Genomic DNA, 14,657 nt, shown 5'->3' with positions numbered 1-14,657 from the left:
GAGCGGCCCGTGCGGCGTACGGCGGCGCAGGAAGGCTCTGCCGCCGCGCCGCCGCGCAAGCGGAGCCGCGGCACCCCGCGCCGGCCCAGCGGGCGGGAGCGGCACGACGAGAAGATCACCGTGTACGTGTCCGCCGAGGAACTCATGGACCTGGAGCACGCCCGCCTGGTGCTGCGCGGTGAGCACGGCCTGGCGGTGGACCGCGGCCGCATCGTCCGCGAGGCGGTCGCCGTGGTCCTGGCCGACCTGGAGTCCCGCGGGGACGCCAGCATCCTCGTGCGGCGGCTGCGCGGGCGGTAGCGGTAGCCTGCGGGGGTCATGACCTCGAACGACGCTCCCCCTCCCGGCGCGAACGCCCGACGTCGGCGTGTGCTGGGGAGGGGGCCCGGTGCCGCGTCCGTGGCACCGCCCGCGGAACCGGTCGCGACTTCCGTGGCGGTACCCGGGCCGCAGCTTCCCGAGCCGGAGGCCGTCGAACCGGAGGCTGTCGCGCCGGAGCCGGAGGTCGGTGCGCCGGAACCCGAGGTCGTCGCACCGGAGCCGGAGCCCGTCGAGGGCCCGCCGCCTCCCGCGGATCCCGCGGGCGCACCCGAGCCCTCCGACGGTGTCTTCAAGGTCCGCCTCTCCAACTTCGAGGGCCCCTTCGACCTCCTCCTCCAGCTGATCTCCAAACACAAGCTGGACGTCACCGAGGTCGCCCTGTCCAAGGTCACCGACGAGTTCATGGCGCACATCCGGGCCATGGGGCCGGACTGGGACCTGGACCGGACGACCGAGTTCCTCGTGGTGGCCGCCACGCTGCTCGACCTCAAGGCGGCCAGGCTGCTGCCCGCCGCCGAGGTGGAGGACGAGGCCGACCTGGCGTTGCTGGAGGCCCGGGACCTGCTGTTCGCCCGGCTGTTGCAGTACCGGGCCTACAAGCAGGTCGCCGACGTCTTCAGCCGGCGCCTGGAGGAGGAAGGCCGGCACCACCCCCGTACCGTCGGACTGGAACCGCACCACGCCGAGCTGCTGCCCGACGTCGTCATCAGCATCGGCGCCGAGGGCTTCGCCCGGCTCGCGGTCAAGGCGATGCAGCCCAGGCCCAGGCCGCAGGTGTACGTAGACCACATCCACGCCCCGCTGGTCAGCGTGCGGGAGCAGGCCGGGATCGTCGTCGCGCGGCTGCGCGAGCTGGGCGAGGCCCGCTTCCGCACGCTCGTGGAGGACACCGACGACACGCTCACCGTCGTGGCCCGCTTCCTCGCGCTCCTCGAGCTGTACCGGGAGAAGGCCGTGGCCCTGGAGCAGGAGGCGCCGCTCGGCGAGCTCATCGTGCGGTGGACCGGAGGAGACGGGGAGGCGACGCCCAGGGTGACCGACGAGTTCGACCGGCCACCCGAGGAGACCAGGGGGTCCAGGGAGGAGAGGAAGGCGTGAGCAAGGAGATCACCGAGCCGGGCGACGGGGGGCGGCCCGCCGTCGCCGAACTGGAGCTCAAGCCCGCCCTGGAGGCCGTCCTCATGGTCGTGGACGAGCCCGCCACCGAGGAGCACCTGGCGAAGATACTCCAGCGGCCCCGGCGGCAGATCGCGGACGCGCTGCGCGAACTGGCCGACGAGTACACCACGCAGGGCCGCGGCTTCGAGCTCAGGCTCGTCGCCGGCGGCTGGCGCTTCTACACCCGCCCCGAGTACGCCGCCGCCGTCGAGGGCTTCGTACTCGACGGCCGGCAGGCCCGCCTCACCCAGGCCGCCCTGGAGACCCTCGCCGTGGTCGCCTACCGCCAGCCGGTCAGCCGCAGCCGCGTCTCGGCCGTACGCGGAGTCAACTGCGACGGCGTCATGCGCACCCTGCTCCAGCGCGGTCTGGTCGAGGAGGCGGGCACGGAACCCGAAACAGGTGCGATCCTGTACGGGACGACGAACTACTTCCTGGAGCGGATGGGCCTGCGTGGTCTGGACGAGCTCCCGGAGCTCGCGCCCTTCCTCCCGGAGGCGGAGGCGATCGAGGCCGAGACCCAGGAAGGCGTGCCGTCGTTCGACCCGGACGCGCCCGACGCGCCCGGCGGTCAGGACGCAGACGACTAAGACGGAACATTGATGCGAAGCAGCGGCAGGAACAGCGGACGCGGCAACTACCGCGGCGCCGGCAACAACCGGGACGAGCGGCAGGGGTCGGGGCGTCCCCGCAAGCCCCGCCCCGAGGAGCGCCGCTACGACGTGGGCCCCGACGCCACCCAGGACGGTCCGAGGCCGGGACGCGGCGGCGCGGCCCGCGGCGGCGCCAAGGGCGGCCCGAAGAAGGCACAGCAGCCGCAGCGGCGCGGCCGTACGGCCCCCGCCCGCTCCCGCGAGTACGAGACGCGGGCCGAGGAGCGCAACCGCGAGCGCTACGCCGGGACTTCCGAGCGGAACGCGGGCAAGGCGGACGTCAAGCCGCCCAGGACCTTCCCCGGCGCCGAGCAGGAGGGCGAGCGGCTGCAGAAGGTCCTCGCGCGCGCGGGATACGGTTCGCGGCGGGCCTGCGAGGAGCTGATCGAGCAGGCGCGGGTCGAGGTCAACGGCGAGATCGTCCTGGAGCAGGGCCGCCGGGTCGACCCGGAGAAGGACGAGGTCAAGGTCGACGGCCTGACGGTGGCCACACAGTCGTACCAGTTCTTCTCGCTGAACAAGCCCGCCGGTGTCGTCTCCACCATGGAGGACCCGGAGGGCCGCCAGTGCCTCGGCGACTACGTCACCAACCGCGAGACGCGACTGTTCCACGTCGGCCGCCTGGACACCGAGACCGAGGGCGTCATCCTGCTCACCAACCACGGTGAGCTGGCCCACCGCCTGACCCACCCCAGGTACAACGTGCGCAAGACCTACCTCGCGCACATCGTCGGCCCCATCCCGCGCGACCTGGGCAAGAGGCTCAAGGACGGCATCCAGCTGGAGGACGGCTACGCGCGCGCGGACCACTTCCGGGTCGTCGAGCAGACCGGCAGGAACTACCTGGTCGAGGTCACCCTCCACGAGGGCCGCAAGCACATCGTCCGCCGTATGCTCGCCGCCGCCGGCTTCCCGGTCGACAAACTCGTCCGCACCGGCTTCGGCCCCGTCACCCTCGGCGACCAGAAGTCGGGCTGGCTGCGCCGCCTGTCCAACACGGAGGTCGGCAGGCTGATGAAGGAGGTCGACCTCTAGACGGGTGCCGCCCGGCAGGCCGATGCGTGGCGGACACGGTGCAGGAAGTCCTCCACGCGTCGGCGGTCGGGCTCCTCGGGGAGGGGCGAGCGGTGGAACGCCTCCTCGGCCTGCGCCGCCAGGCGGGTCATCCAGGACTCGACCGCCGGCCACGGGACCTCGCCGCGTCTGACCGCCAGCAGCCGGTCGCGTTCGTCGCCCACGTCGAGGGGCAGCCGGCCCGTGCGCAGCAGGTCACGGACGCCGGTCAGCAGACGTAGCAGGTGCATGGCGTGCTTCCAGCGCGGGGCGCCGAGCGTGCGGAGGCCGGCGTCGAGCCTTTGGCGCTGGCCGAGGGCGTAGCCGGTGAAGGTCCCGTACACCTGCCGGGACAGGAACGCCTCGCGCAGGGCGAGCAGTTCGCGGCCCGTGTCGTCGGCGTACTCCACCAGCGGTGAGTGCAGGCACTCCAGGATGTTCGGGTTCGCGCGCAGCGCCAGTGCGCAGAAGCGTTCCAGTTCCCAGCTGAACTGTTCGGGCCGCGGGCCGTCCACGTGTGTGGGCGGCTTCTCGAAGCGCCAGAACAGGGGGGTGGGGGCGAGGAAGACGCCCCGGCGGTCCGTGTCGCTGTCGTCGGTCGCCAGCCCGAAGGCCCTCGACCCCATGACACAGGCGTAGACGGTGTGGTCGCGCACCAGGTCCTCGGGCTGCATGCCCGGGAGCGTACGCGGATCCTCATGCCAGGCTGATGGAATTGCCCTCGACCTTGATCGGCTCTGCGGGCAGCGGCCGGGTCGCCGGCCCGTGGGCCACGGAGCCGTCGGCGATACGGAAGCGGCTGCCGTGGCAGGAGCAGTCGATGGTGCCGTCGGCGACCCGGTTCACCGTGCAGCCCTGGTGCGTGCAGACCGCCGAGAAGGCCTTGAACTCGCCCTTCTTCGGCTGGGTGACCACGACCTTCTGCGCCGCGAAGATCGTGCCCCCGCCCTCGGGGATGTCGCTCGTCCGCGTCAGCACCCGGCCCGCGGCGGAGGGGGACGCCGGAGGGGAAGGGGCGGATGCCGTCGTGGGCGGTGACGCCTGCGAGGGAGGGGACGTTTCCGCGGACGGGGACGACTCGGCGTTGCCGCTGCCGTCCTTGGTGCCGCAGCCTGTCGCCACGAGCGCCACCGCACCCGTGGCCAGAACCGTGCGCCGCGTCGAGCCCTGGGTCATGTCGTCACTCCGAAGGTATGCCTGGGGAGGAGGAGGTGCTCCGAGCGGAGCAGCAGCATCTTCGCATCCAATTCGGCAAAGACGAAGCAAATCGGGATGGAGTGCCGTAAAGGAGTACTCTCCTTCGCTGTCTCAGCGGGCGGGCGCCGCACACCCGGATCACGTGGGCTGTCTACGCTGGATGCCAGAGAGACGAAGACACACGTCAGCAAGGAGCAGCGCCGTGGCGGTACGAGCGGTCCGGGGGGCCGTCCAGCTGGAGCGGGACGAGGCCGGTCATATGGATGAGCAGGTCGGAGCCCTGCTCACCGCCGTCCTGGAGCGGAACGGCCTGACCACCGACGACCTGATCAGCATCTGGTTCACGGCCACCCCCGACCTGCACAGCGACTTCCCGGCCGCCGCGGCCCGCAAGCTCGGCATCACCGACGTACCGCTGATCTGCGCCCAGGAGCTGGACATCGAGGGCGCCATGCCCCGGGTCGTCCGGGTCCTCGCGCACATCGAGTCCGACCGGCCGCGCGCCGGGATCGCCCATGTCTACCTCGGTGCGGCGGCCGCCCTGCGCAAGGACATCGCCCAATGAGAAGCGCCCTTGTCATCGGCACCGGGCTCATCGGCACCTCCGCCGCCCTGGCCCTCGCCCGACGCGGGGTGGTCGTGCACCTCGCCGACCACGACCCGGAGCAGGCCCGTACGGCCGCCGCGCTCGGCGCCGGCACGGACGAGGCCCCGGACGGTCCCGTCGACCTCGCCATCGTCGCCGCACCTCCGGCGCACGTGGCCGGGGTGCTCGCCGACACCATGCGCCGGGGCCTGGCCCACGGCTACCTGGACGTGGCCAGCGTCAAGGGCGGCCCGCGCCGCGAGCTGGAGTCGCTCGGCCTGGACCTGACCGCCTACATCGGCACCCACCCCATGTCGGGCCGCGAGAAGTCCGGCCCGCTGGCCGCCACCGCCGACCTCTTCGAGGGCCGTCCCTGGGTGCTCACCCCCACCCGGGACACCGACACCGAGGTGCTCAACCTCGCCCTGGAACTGGTCTCGCACTGCCGTGCGGTTCCGATCGTGATGGACGCCGACGCCCACGACCGTGCCGTGGCCCTCGTCTCCCACATGCCCCACCTGATCTCCAGCATGGTCGCCGCGCGTCTGGAGAACGCCGAGGAGGCGGCCGTACGGCTGTGCGGGCAGGGCATCCGGGACGTGACCCGGATCGCCGCCTCCGACCCGCGGATGTGGATCGACATCCTGTCCGCCAACCCCGGACCGGTCGCCGACCTGCTCTCCGACGTCGCCGCCGACCTGGACGAGGCCGTCCGGGCGCTGCGCGCCCTGCAGTCCTCCGACGAGGCCAAGCGCCGGGAGGGCAGCGACGGCATCGAGGAGGTGCTGCGGCGGGGCAACGCCGGCCAGGACCGGGTGCCCGGCAAGCACGGGTCCGCGCCGCACGTGTACGAGGTCGTCGCCGTCCTCATCGACGACCAGCCCGGACAGCTGGCCCGCATCTTCGCGGACGCGGGGATGGCCGGGGTCAACATCGAGGACGTACGGATCGAGCACGCCACCGGGCAGCAGACCGGTCTGGTGCAGCTGATGGTCGAGCCGAAGGCGGCGCCCCGCCTCGCGGCGGCCCTGCGGGAGAGGGGCTGGGCCATCCGCCAGTAAGAGGGGGCCCGGGAAGCCAGTAACCTTGTGCGGGGCGCCCCATGGACCGGCGTCCCGCACCCCTGCCCATCCCCCTTCACCAGGAAGGTGCCCCGCTGTGGAAAACGGCGCCGCCCGGACCGCCCAGCCCGTGATTGTCGCCATCGACGGCCCCTCCGGCACGGGCAAGTCGAGCACGTCGAAAGCCGTCGCCGCGCAGCTCGGCCTGAGCTACCTGGACACCGGCGCCCAGTACCGGGCGATCACCTGGTGGATGGTGACCAACGGGATCGACATAGAAGACCCCTCCGCGATCGCCGCCGTGGCCGGCAAGCCCGAGATCGTCTCCGGCACCGACCCGGCCCAGCCGACGATCACCGTCGACGGCGTGGACGTGGGCGGCCCGATCCGCACCCAGGAGGTCACCTCCAAGGTCAGCGCCGTCAGCGCCGTACCCGAGGTGCGGACCCGGATCACCGAGCTGCAACGCTCGCTGGCCGCCTCCGCCGAGGCCGGCATCGTCGTCGAGGGCCGTGACATCGGCACCACCGTGCTGCCGGACGCCGACCTGAAGATCTTCCTCACCGCCTCCCCGGAGGCCCGTGCCGCCCGCCGCAGCGGCGAGCTGAAGGGCGTGGACGTCCACGCCACCCGCGAGGCCCTGATCAAGCGGGACGCCGCCGACTCCAGCCGCAAGACCTCGCCGCTGGCCAAGGCCGGTGACGCGGTCGAGGTGGACACCACCGACCTGACGCTGGCGCAGGTCATCGAGTGCGTCGTCACCCTCGTCGAGGAGAAGCGGGCCGGGAAGTGAACCGTTCGCCGGAGCCCACGACGGGCCTTCCGTCCGAGCGCGGTGCCGACATCGGCCGGCGGATCGGCGTCGGGCTGATGTACGGCCTGTGGCGCCCGCGGGTGCTCGGCGCCTGGAGGGTGCCCGCGACCGGCCCGGCGATCCTCGCCGTCAACCACTCGCACAACATCGACGGCCCGATGGTCATGGGCGTCGCACCCCGGCCGGTGCACTTCCTGATCAAGAAGGAGGCGTTCGTCGGCCCGCTGGACCCCTTCCTGACCGGCATCGGCCAGCTGAAGGTGGACCGGCACAGCACCGACCGTACGGCGATCACCCGCGCCCTCGGCGTCCTGGACAGCGGCGGTGTCCTCGGCATCTTCCCCGAGGGCACGCGCGGCGAGGGCGACTTCGCCTCCCTGCGCGCGGGGCTCGCCTACTTCGCGGTGCGCGGCGGGGCGCCGATCGTGCCGGTGGCGGTGCTGGGAAGTTCCGAGCGGCGCGGACGGTTGATGAAGGGGCTGCCTCCGCTGCGCTCCCGCGTCGACGTCGTCTTCGGCGACCCGTTCGATGCCATCGAAGGGGTGCGAAGCTCCGACACGGGCGGTGGCGGGCGACGGGCGGGCGGCAGCGGGCGGCGTACGCGGCGGGCCCTCGACGAGGCGACCGAGCGCATCCAGAAGCAGCTCGCAGCCCACCTGGAAAACGCCAGGCGCCTGACCGGGCGCTCGGCGACACTTGAGTAGTGGATCACCGCGGACCGGCGGGGTTCCACCGACCACCACGATGAACGACGAGGTACGCACTTCATGAACGACCACATCCAGCCCGACGGCTCGGCCGAGCACGAGCACGATCACGGGGCGCTCGGCGACGCCGAGTACGCGGAGTTCATGGAGCTCGCCGCGGAAGAGGGCTTCGACCTCGAGGACGTCGAGGGCGCCATCGAGGCGGCCGGACACGGCCCGCTGCCCGTGCTCGCCGTCGTCGGCCGCCCCAATGTCGGCAAGTCGACTCTGGTGAACCGCTTCATCGGCCGCCGCGAGGCGGTCGTCGAGGACAAGCCGGGCGTGACCCGTGATCGCGTGACCTACGAGGCCGAGTGGGCGGGCCGCCGCTTCAAGGTCGTCGACACCGGCGGCTGGGAGCAGGACGTCCTCGGCATCGACGCCTCCGTCGCCGCCCAGGCCGAGTACGCCATCGAGGCCGCCGACGCGGTCGTCTTCGTCGTCGACGCCAAGGTCGGCGCCACCGACACCGACGAGGCGGTCGTCCGGCTGCTGCGCAAGGCGGGCAAGCCGGTGGTGCTGTGCGCCAACAAGGTCGACGGCCCGAGCGGCGAGGCCGACGCGACGTACCTGTGGTCCCTGGGCCTCGGCGAGCCGTACCCGGTCTCGGCGCTGCACGGCCGCGGCACCGGCGACATGCTGGACCGCGTCCTGGAGGTGCTGCCCGAGGCGCCGCGCGAGACCTTCGGCGGGACCGGCATCGGCGGCCCGCGCCGGGTGGCGCTGATCGGCCGGCCGAACGTCGGCAAGTCCTCCCTGCTGAACAAGGTGGCCGGCGAGGAGCGCGTCGTCGTCGACGAACTGGCGGGCACCACCCGCGACCCGGTCGACGAGCTGATCGAACTGGGCGGCAAGACCTGGAAGTTCATCGACACCGCCGGCATCCGCAAGCGCGTCCACCTCCAGCAGGGCGCCGACTACTACGCCTCGCTGCGCACCGCGGCCGCCGTGGAGAAGGCCGAGGTCGCCGTCGTCCTGATCGACGCCTCCGAGACCATCTCGGTGCAGGACCAGCGGATCATCACCATGGCCGTCGAGGCGGGCCGCGCGCTTGTCATCGCCTACAACAAGTGGGACAACCTCGACGAGGAGCGCCGCTACTACCTGGAGCGGGAGATCGAGACCGATCTCGCGCAGATCTCCTGGGCCCCGCGCGTGAACGTCTCGGCGCGCACCGGGCGGCACATGGAGAAGCTGGTTCCGGCGATCGAGACGGCGCTGGCCGGCTGGGAGAGCCGGGTGCCGACCGGCCGCCTCAACACCTTCCTCGGCGAACTCGTCGCCGCCCACCCGCACCCGGTCCGGGGCGGCAAGCAGCCGCGCATCCTGTTCGGCACCCAGGCAGGCACCAAGCCGCCGCGGTTCGTGCTGTTCGCCACCGGCTTCATCGAGGCGAGCTACCGGCGCTTCATCGAGCGGCGGCTGCGCGAAGAGTTCGGCTTCGAGGGGACGCCGATCCAGCTCTCGGTGCGGGTCCGCGAGAAGCGCGGCACGAAGAGGAAGTGACCGAAACGGAAGGGCGGCCCCCCGACTCGGGGGCCGCCCTTCCGCTTGCCGGAACGTCAGGCTCCGCGACGCGGGCCGGGCGGCAGCGCCGCCGGAAGGTGCTGGGCCCCGGTGTCCTGCCGCCCGATCGTCCCGACGCGCTGCCACTGCGTCTGCTGCCGGCCGGTGCCGTGGCGGGTGCTGTACGCGCCCGCACTGTAGGCGCTGTACGCGTTCGAGCCCGTACCGTGCCGGAGGTTCCCGAAGGCGACGAAGCCCAGATCCTCCTCGCCGCTGCGGTCGCCCGGCAGGGTCCGGAAGGACTTGACGTACTCGACGTAGAGCGCGTCGTAGATCGGCGTGGCCGAGGGGCCGCCGTGAAGGTCCTGGGCCGACCGCGACGGGGAGAGCTCCCGGCTCGACGAGCGCGGTCGGGAGGTCGGCGAAGGGATCGGCGGGTAGGACTGGCGGCGGGGAACGTCGTATGCGTGCACGTATGTCCAAACGACCCCGGACCGGAAGGGATGCGGCCGGGCCCGACGAGCTCTCAGGTACCGGCGAGCGGCAGCGCCGCCGCGACCAGCCTTCCGCCTGCCGCCGCCTTGTCCAGTGCCCCTCGCAGCAGGTCCTCGCGCGGCTGGCGGCCGATGGAGCCGGCCGGCGCCGCGAACATCAGCACCTGCTGGTGCTTGTTGGCCGCCGCCCGCCAGCCGTCGGTGACCTGGAGCGGCTGGTGCGCCTGCCACCAGGCCACCGGGCCGCCGCCGCCCGAGCCCGGCTGGAGCACGGCGTGCAGCCGGCCCACGGCGAGCAGTACCGACCAGCCGTGCAGCACGGGCGGTACGGAGGCGATCTCGGTCACCGGCAGGAAGCCCTGCTCGACGAGCAGCGGCAGGAATTCGTCGTCGGCGCTCAGCGAGCCCGGGCGCACGATGGGCGCGGTCGGCTCGACGACCAGGGCGGGGTGCAACTCCCCGGCGATGAGCACGAGTCCGCTGGTCACCCCGAGCACGGCCTGCTCCGGTACGGCCTTCTGCGGCGCGGCCCGCTCGGGCGCGGTCTGCTGCGGCTGGGCCTGCTCGGGCACCCTGCCCACGGCGCCCGCGTCGGCGCTGATGGAGCGGACCGCGCCGCGCAGCTGCTCCTCGGTGACCTGGACGACCTGCGAGGGCAGGCAGGTGGCGTGGGCGAAGGCGAGGACGGCGGTCTCGTCCCCGACGAACAGGACGGTGCTGGTGCGCTCCTGTTCGCAGTCGCCCGGGGTGCGGCAGGACGTGCAGTCGTAACTGCCCGGGGCGTTCTCTCCGGCGAGCAGCCGGTCGGCTTCTTCGTCGCCGATCTCGGCGCGTACGGCGTCGCTGACGTCGAGCATGCGCGGCACGGTTGGCTCCCTCGGGATGCGGATGCGTGGCGGGACCGGGTGGCTCCCGGCCCAGGAACCGGGAGGGCACCCGGCTCATGAAGAAGACAACGGGTGATCTGTGGTGGGAGTCACGCCCTCAGCCGAACGGAATCGAACCGTCCTGCGCACAGGGTCACGTCAGGCGCGGAATCCGGCACTCATCGTCAACTCCTCGAAAAATCAAGGGGCTTGATGGGGTGAAGTAGGTCACAGATCACCCGCGCGAGTGGTTGGCAAATCCCGAAATCAGCGGACGAAGTGGGTGTCCGAAAAAAGCCGCTACCTCCGGTAACCGTCAACTGGCCTGCTCGGACTGAGGGTTGGTTGCTCCGGGCGCTGCCAGCTCCTTACATTCCTCGACCGTGTGCAACGAGCACCGCTCGGGTACGTCCGCCGACCGCACCGAACCGGCACCACTGGGCTCGACCTCTTCCGGCGGACGGGGTGAGCGCGCCGGCCGCGTCCATGCGCGGCGGGCACGCCCCGCCTTGGGGGACCCCGAGTGCTTCGAAGGGGATGTACATGTCCGAATGTGCCGACAAGAGCCACGACACCACGCACGACAGCGCCCGCAGGGCGCGGACGGCGGCGGCTCTCGCCGGAGCGGTGCTGCTCGCCCCGCTCGGGCTGCTGGCCGCGACCGGCAACGCCCACGCGGCGGACGGGGGAGTGTGGGACCGCATCGCCCAGTGCGAGAGCGGCGGCAACTGGCACATCAACACCGGCAACGGCTACTACGGCGGGCTGCAGTTCGCCGCCGGCACCTGGCGCGCCTACGGCGGCACGGCCTACGCGCCCACCGCCGACCGGGCCTCCAGGGCCCAGCAGATCGCCGTCGCCACCAGGGTCCAGCAGGCCCAGGGCTGGGGCGCGTGGCCGGTCTGCTCGGTCCGGGCGGGGGCCTCCGGTAGCGCGCCGGGGACCGGATCGACGCACAAGTCCGTCAAGCCGGCCAAGCCCGTCGAGCAGAAGACACAGGCAGCCCCGTCGCAGCGGCCGTCGAAGACGCCGGCACGCGAGACGGGCCACACCGACCGCAGTGCCTCCCGCGGCGACTACACCGTCCGCGCGGGCGACACGCTGAGCGGCATCGCCGCCCGGCACGGGACCACCTGGCAGCGGCTGTACGGCGCCAACAAGTCCGTCATCGGCGAAGATCCCGACCTGATCGTGCCCGGGCAGCGCCTCGCGCTCTGAGCCGTTCCCCTCATGCCCGGGACACCGGGCCCCGTCCGGTCACCCGACAGGACGGGGCCTGCCCGTCACGGCCACGCCGCGGCGCCGCTCCGCGGCCGACGTGAGCGGTCCGGCGCCGAGCTTGCCCGGGCGTACCTTCCACGCCCTCAAGGCAGGGGGGAGGCTCGGGGCCACCCCGCGCACCCCGCGCACGGTGCGCCGGGGCGTGGACCGGCTGCGCGAGCTCGGTCACCCGGCCGACGTCGGCCCCGGCACCGGCGGCGGCCACCAGTTCGGCGCGGACGCCCGGCTGCCCGCTGCCCCTGAACGCCTTCACCGTGCCGGTGCCGCGCGGTCCCGAGCCCTCCGCAACAGACGACCTCGCCGCCCATGTCTCCCAGGGCGTCTCCACGCGCGCGTACGCCACGCACGCCGGGACCCCGGAGGCCGACGGGGTTCGCGTTCGAGGTGCTGGAGCCCACCGAGGCGATCAGGGCCGCTCGTGACCGGCTTGATGCCGCTCCGGCTCGGGCTGCGGGGCCTGGCCGGCGTACTCGGGGTGGTGCAGGTCGAACGCCGGGGACTCCGAGCGGATCCGGGGGAGGGTGACGAAGTTGTGCCGGGGCGGCGGGCAGGAGGTCGCCCACTCCAGGGAGCGGCCGTAGCCCCAGGGGTCGTCCACCTCGACCTTCCGGCCGTACTTGGCCGTCTTCCACACGTTGTAGAGGAACGGCAGCGTCGACATGCCGAGCAGGAACGCGCCGATCGTCGACAGGGTGTTCAAGGCGGTGAAGCCGTCCGCGGCGAGATAGTCGGCGTACCGCCGGGGCATGCCCTCCGCGCCCAGCCAGTGCTGCACCAGGAACGTGGTGTGGAAGCCGATGAACAACGTCCAGAAGTGGATCTTGCCGATGCGTTCGTCGAGCATCTTCCCGGTGAACTTCGGCCACCAGAAGTAGAAGCCGCCGAAGGTCGCGAAGACGACCGTGCCGAAGACGACGTAGTGGAAGTGGGCGACCACGAAATAGCTGTCCGTGACGTGGAAGTCCAGCGGCGGCGAGGCGAGGATCACCCCGGTCAGACCGCCGAACAGGAACGACACCAGGAAGCCGATCGCCCACAGCATCGGCGTCTCGAAGGACAGCGAGCCCTTGAGCATCGTGCCGGTCCAGTTGAAGAACTTCACGCCCGTCGGCACGGCGATCAGGAAGCTCATGAAGGAGAAGAACGGCAGCAGCACCGCGCCGGTGGCGAACATGTGGTGCGCCCACACCACCACCGACAGACCGGTGATCGCCATGGTCGCGCCGACCAGCGTCAGATAGCCGAAGATCGGCTTGCGGGCGAACGCCGGGATGATCTCGGTGATGATCCCGAAGAACGGCAGCGCGATGATGTACACCTCCGGATGGCCGAAGAACCAGAACAGGTGCTGCCACAGCAGCGCCCCGCCGTTCGCCGCCTCGAAGACCTGCGAGCCGAACCTGCGGTCCGCCTCCAGCACCAGCAGCGCGGCCGCCAGCACCGGGAACGCCAGCAGGATCAGGATCGAGGTGAACAGCGTGTTCCAGGTGAAGATCGGCATCCGGAACATCGTCATGCCGGGCGCGCGCATGCCGATGATCGTGGTCAGGAAGTTGACCGCGCCGAGGATCGTCCCGAAGCCGGCCAGCGCAAGGCCCATGATCCACAGGTCCGGGCCGATGCCGGGGGAGTGCGCCGCGTCGTTGAGCGGGGCGTAGGCGAACCAGCCGAAGGCGGCCGGCCCGTCGGGCACGAGCAGTGAGCCGAGCACGATCAGCCCGCCGAACAGGAACAGCCAGTACGACAGCATGTTCAGCCGGGGGAAGGCGACGTCCGGCGCGCCGATCTGCAGCGGCATCAGCTCGTTGGCGAAGCCCGCGAAGGTCGGGGTCGCGAACAGCAGCAGCATGATCGTGCCGTGCATGGTGAACAGCTGGTTGAACTGCTGGTTGTCCATGAGCTGCAGCCCGGGGCGGGCGAGTTCGGCCCGCATCAGCAGCGCCATCACCCCGCCGACCAGGAAGAACACGAATGACGTGATCAGGTAGAGGTGGCCGATCTTCTTGTGGTCGGTGGTCGTCAGCCAGTCGACCACCAGCCTGCCGGGCTGTTTTCCGGGCGCTGGCCGTGCCGCCGCCGCTGCGGTCTGGGTCCCCATCGCTCGCTCGCCCTCCGCTCCTCGCGCCCGGGTTCGCCGCGGCCCACGGCCGGTCGGCCGGGGGCTCCTGCCATGATGCGCGCGTGACCGCGCGCTGCGACAGGGGGGTGCGGGCATTGTGTGCCGGAACGGTGAAATTCCTATGCGGCGTCAGCTTCCGCGAGCCGGTCCGGACCCGGAATGCGAGGGCGGTCCGGGACGGGGCGGGGGGCTTCTCACCGGGCATTCCACCGGGCCTTTTCCGGGTGCCGCACCGGTCGCCGGGAATTGCGCTCGAATGATTGCGGAAGGGACCTGGAATCGCCCGCACGGGTGAGGGAGTTGGGCCGATCCGAGGTCATGATTCTGTGACCGAAGCGTGACAGCGGAGGCATGTGTGACTCAGGTGCCGGGGTGCACTTCCTCAGCCGCGGGTCAGGGCCTAGCGTGGTGGTATGGCATCGATTCCCACTCCGCCGACGGAGCCCCAGGACAGTCCGGACACGTACGTCGGCCTCGAGGCCGGGCAGGCCGAGCGGCTCGCGCGCGAACGGGGCTGGAGCACGGTGCGGTCGCTGCAGCCGGGCACGATCATCACCATGGAGTACCGGGTCGGCCGGATGAACTTCGAGGTCAGGAACGGCCGCGTGACCCGCGCCTGGAAGGGCTGAACCGCCGCGGGGGGCCTCCGGTCCCGCGGCGGTCCTGCCGTCAACTGCCGGTCAGCGGGCGGGCCGCCGAGGCCGTGCCGCGCGGGTGCCGGTCGGGATGCGACGGCCGGCGACCGCCGGCCGGGGTGACCGGTGTGCGTTCCGGGCGGGCCGCGTGGCGGCCCGGGGCGAGG

At 72.0% G+C, this 14,657-nt stretch carries 15 protein-coding genes and 2 pseudogenes; 12 read left to right on the top strand and 5 right to left on the bottom strand.

Annotated elements, in window-relative coordinates; genetic code table 11:
- The 4 genes and pseudogenes from DEP02_RS29605 to DEP02_RS29590 form a co-directional block, all read left to right on the top strand.
- A pseudogene (locus DEP02_RS29605) lies at positions 1 to 300 on the top strand (hypothetical protein); the annotation flags it as partial.
- An 18-nt stretch (positions 301 to 318) separates the two neighbouring features.
- The gene (locus tag DEP02_RS29600) at positions 319 to 1,419 is read left to right on the top strand and encodes a segregation and condensation protein A (protein WP_112470752.1); all 1,101 of its coding nucleotides are present in this window, start codon (positions 319 to 321) and stop codon (positions 1,417 to 1,419) included.
- Positions 1,416 to 2,069: an SMC-Scp complex subunit ScpB gene (scpB, locus tag DEP02_RS29595; protein ID WP_112470751.1), complete on the top strand. Its 654-nt coding sequence runs from the start codon at positions 1,416 to 1,418 to the stop codon at positions 2,067 to 2,069. Before DEP02_RS29600 ends, scpB begins: the two co-directional genes overlap by 4 nt.
- 12 nt (positions 2,070 to 2,081) lie before the next feature.
- On the top strand, positions 2,082 to 3,167 hold the full coding sequence (locus tag DEP02_RS29590; protein WP_112470750.1) for a pseudouridine synthase: 1,086 nt from the start codon (positions 2,082 to 2,084) through the stop codon (positions 3,165 to 3,167).
- Here DEP02_RS29590 and DEP02_RS29585 read toward each other — a convergent pair.
- On the bottom strand, positions 3,164 to 3,859 hold the full coding sequence (locus tag DEP02_RS29585; protein WP_112470749.1) for a nucleotidyltransferase domain-containing protein: 696 nt from the start codon (positions 3,857 to 3,859) through the stop codon (positions 3,164 to 3,166). The genes DEP02_RS29590 and DEP02_RS29585 overlap by 4 nt on opposite strands.
- A gap of 22 nt (positions 3,860 to 3,881) precedes the next feature.
- Complete coding sequence (locus tag DEP02_RS29580; RefSeq protein WP_112470748.1) at positions 3,882 to 4,361, bottom strand: Rieske (2Fe-2S) protein; 480 nt, start codon at positions 4,359 to 4,361, stop codon at positions 3,882 to 3,884.
- 223 nt (positions 4,362 to 4,584) lie between these two features.
- On the opposite strand from DEP02_RS29580, the gene aroH reads away from it, so the two are divergent.
- The 5 genes from aroH (at position 4,585) to der (ending at position 9,095) form a co-directional block, all read left to right on the top strand.
- Entirely contained in the window at positions 4,585 to 4,947 is a 363-nt protein-coding gene (gene aroH / locus DEP02_RS29575) for a chorismate mutase (protein WP_112470747.1), read from the top strand.
- The gene (locus DEP02_RS29570; protein WP_112470746.1) at positions 4,944 to 6,029 is read left to right on the top strand and encodes a prephenate dehydrogenase; all 1,086 of its coding nucleotides are present in this window, start codon (positions 4,944 to 4,946) and stop codon (positions 6,027 to 6,029) included. The genes aroH and DEP02_RS29570 overlap by 4 nt, the downstream gene beginning before the upstream one ends.
- A 97-nt stretch (positions 6,030 to 6,126) precedes the next feature.
- Positions 6,127 to 6,822, top strand: coding sequence for a (d)CMP kinase (gene cmk / locus DEP02_RS29565; protein WP_112470745.1), 696 nt, complete (start codon positions 6,127 to 6,129; stop codon positions 6,820 to 6,822).
- On the top strand, positions 6,780 to 7,547 hold the full coding sequence (locus tag DEP02_RS29560; RefSeq protein WP_198668652.1) for a lysophospholipid acyltransferase family protein: 768 nt from the start codon (positions 6,780 to 6,782) through the stop codon (positions 7,545 to 7,547). Before cmk ends, DEP02_RS29560 begins: the two co-directional genes overlap by 43 nt.
- Positions 7,548 to 7,610: 63 nt before the next feature.
- Positions 7,611 to 9,095, top strand: a complete 1,485-nt coding sequence (gene der, locus DEP02_RS29555) for a ribosome biogenesis GTPase Der (RefSeq protein WP_112470744.1) — start codon at positions 7,611 to 7,613, stop codon at positions 9,093 to 9,095.
- A gap of 56 nt (positions 9,096 to 9,151) precedes the next feature.
- Here the strand turns inward: der and DEP02_RS29550 are convergent, their stop codons facing one another.
- Together DEP02_RS29550 and DEP02_RS29545 are read right to left on the bottom strand one after the other, a co-directional pair.
- Entirely contained in the window at positions 9,152 to 9,568 is a 417-nt protein-coding gene (locus tag DEP02_RS29550; protein WP_112470743.1) for a hypothetical protein, read from the bottom strand.
- 53 nt (positions 9,569 to 9,621) lie between these two features.
- Positions 9,622 to 10,455 carry a DUF8842 C-terminal domain-containing protein gene (locus DEP02_RS29545; protein ID WP_112470742.1) on the bottom strand — a complete coding sequence of 278 codons (834 nt, stop codon included), beginning with the start codon at positions 10,453 to 10,455 and terminating at the stop codon, positions 9,622 to 9,624.
- 543 nt (positions 10,456 to 10,998) lie between these two features.
- Between DEP02_RS29545 and DEP02_RS29540 the strand changes: the two genes are divergently transcribed.
- On the top strand, positions 10,999 to 11,673 hold the full coding sequence (locus DEP02_RS29540; protein WP_112470753.1) for a LysM peptidoglycan-binding domain-containing protein: 675 nt from the start codon (positions 10,999 to 11,001) through the stop codon (positions 11,671 to 11,673).
- Between the two features lie 100 nt (positions 11,674 to 11,773).
- A pseudogene (locus DEP02_RS35930) lies at positions 11,774 to 12,261 on the top strand (hypothetical protein).
- On the opposite strand, the gene ctaD reads toward DEP02_RS35930, so the two are convergent.
- Complete coding sequence (gene ctaD / locus DEP02_RS29535) at positions 12,143 to 13,834, bottom strand: aa3-type cytochrome oxidase subunit I (RefSeq protein WP_112470741.1); 1,692 nt, start codon at positions 13,832 to 13,834, stop codon at positions 12,143 to 12,145. The pseudogene DEP02_RS35930 and the gene ctaD overlap by 119 nt on opposite strands.
- Before the next feature lie 434 nt (positions 13,835 to 14,268).
- Here ctaD and DEP02_RS29530 point away from each other — a divergent pair, with 434 nt between their 5' ends.
- Positions 14,269 to 14,484: an I78 family peptidase inhibitor gene (locus tag DEP02_RS29530; protein ID WP_112470740.1), complete on the top strand. Its 216-nt coding sequence runs from the start codon at positions 14,269 to 14,271 to the stop codon at positions 14,482 to 14,484.
- Positions 14,485 to 14,657: the final 173 nt, after the last annotated feature.

The sequence above is a fragment of the Streptomyces triticisoli genome, from assembly GCF_003270085.1.
In the GTDB taxonomy this organism is placed as follows: Bacteria; Actinomycetota; Actinomycetes; order Streptomycetales; family Streptomycetaceae; genus Streptomyces; species Streptomyces triticisoli.
Note: the sequence above shows the minus strand (reverse complement) of the source record. Positions and strands in the feature narration are given on the sequence as shown.

Coding starts and splice junctions, on each gene's coding strand:
- DEP02_RS29570 (WP_112470746.1), top strand. CDS start 4,944: ATGAGAAGCGCCCTTGTCATCGGCACCGGGCTCATCGGCACCTCCGCC.
- DEP02_RS29590 (WP_112470750.1), top strand. CDS start 2,082: ATGCGAAGCAGCGGCAGGAACAGCGGACGCGGCAACTACCGCGGCGCC.
- DEP02_RS29585 (WP_112470749.1), bottom strand. CDS start 3,859: ATGCAGCCCGAGGACCTGGTGCGCGACCACACCGTCTACGCCTGTGTC.
- DEP02_RS29530 (WP_112470740.1), top strand. CDS start 14,269: ATGGCATCGATTCCCACTCCGCCGACGGAGCCCCAGGACAGTCCGGAC.
- ctaD (WP_112470741.1), bottom strand. CDS start 13,834: ATGGGGACCCAGACCGCAGCGGCGGCGGCACGGCCAGCGCCCGGAAAA.
- DEP02_RS29580 (WP_112470748.1), bottom strand. CDS start 4,361: ATGACCCAGGGCTCGACGCGGCGCACGGTTCTGGCCACGGGTGCGGTG.
- DEP02_RS29540 (WP_112470753.1), top strand. CDS start 10,999: ATGTCCGAATGTGCCGACAAGAGCCACGACACCACGCACGACAGCGCC.
- der (WP_112470744.1), top strand. CDS start 7,611: ATGAACGACCACATCCAGCCCGACGGCTCGGCCGAGCACGAGCACGAT.
- DEP02_RS29600 (WP_112470752.1), top strand. CDS start 319: ATGACCTCGAACGACGCTCCCCCTCCCGGCGCGAACGCCCGACGTCGG.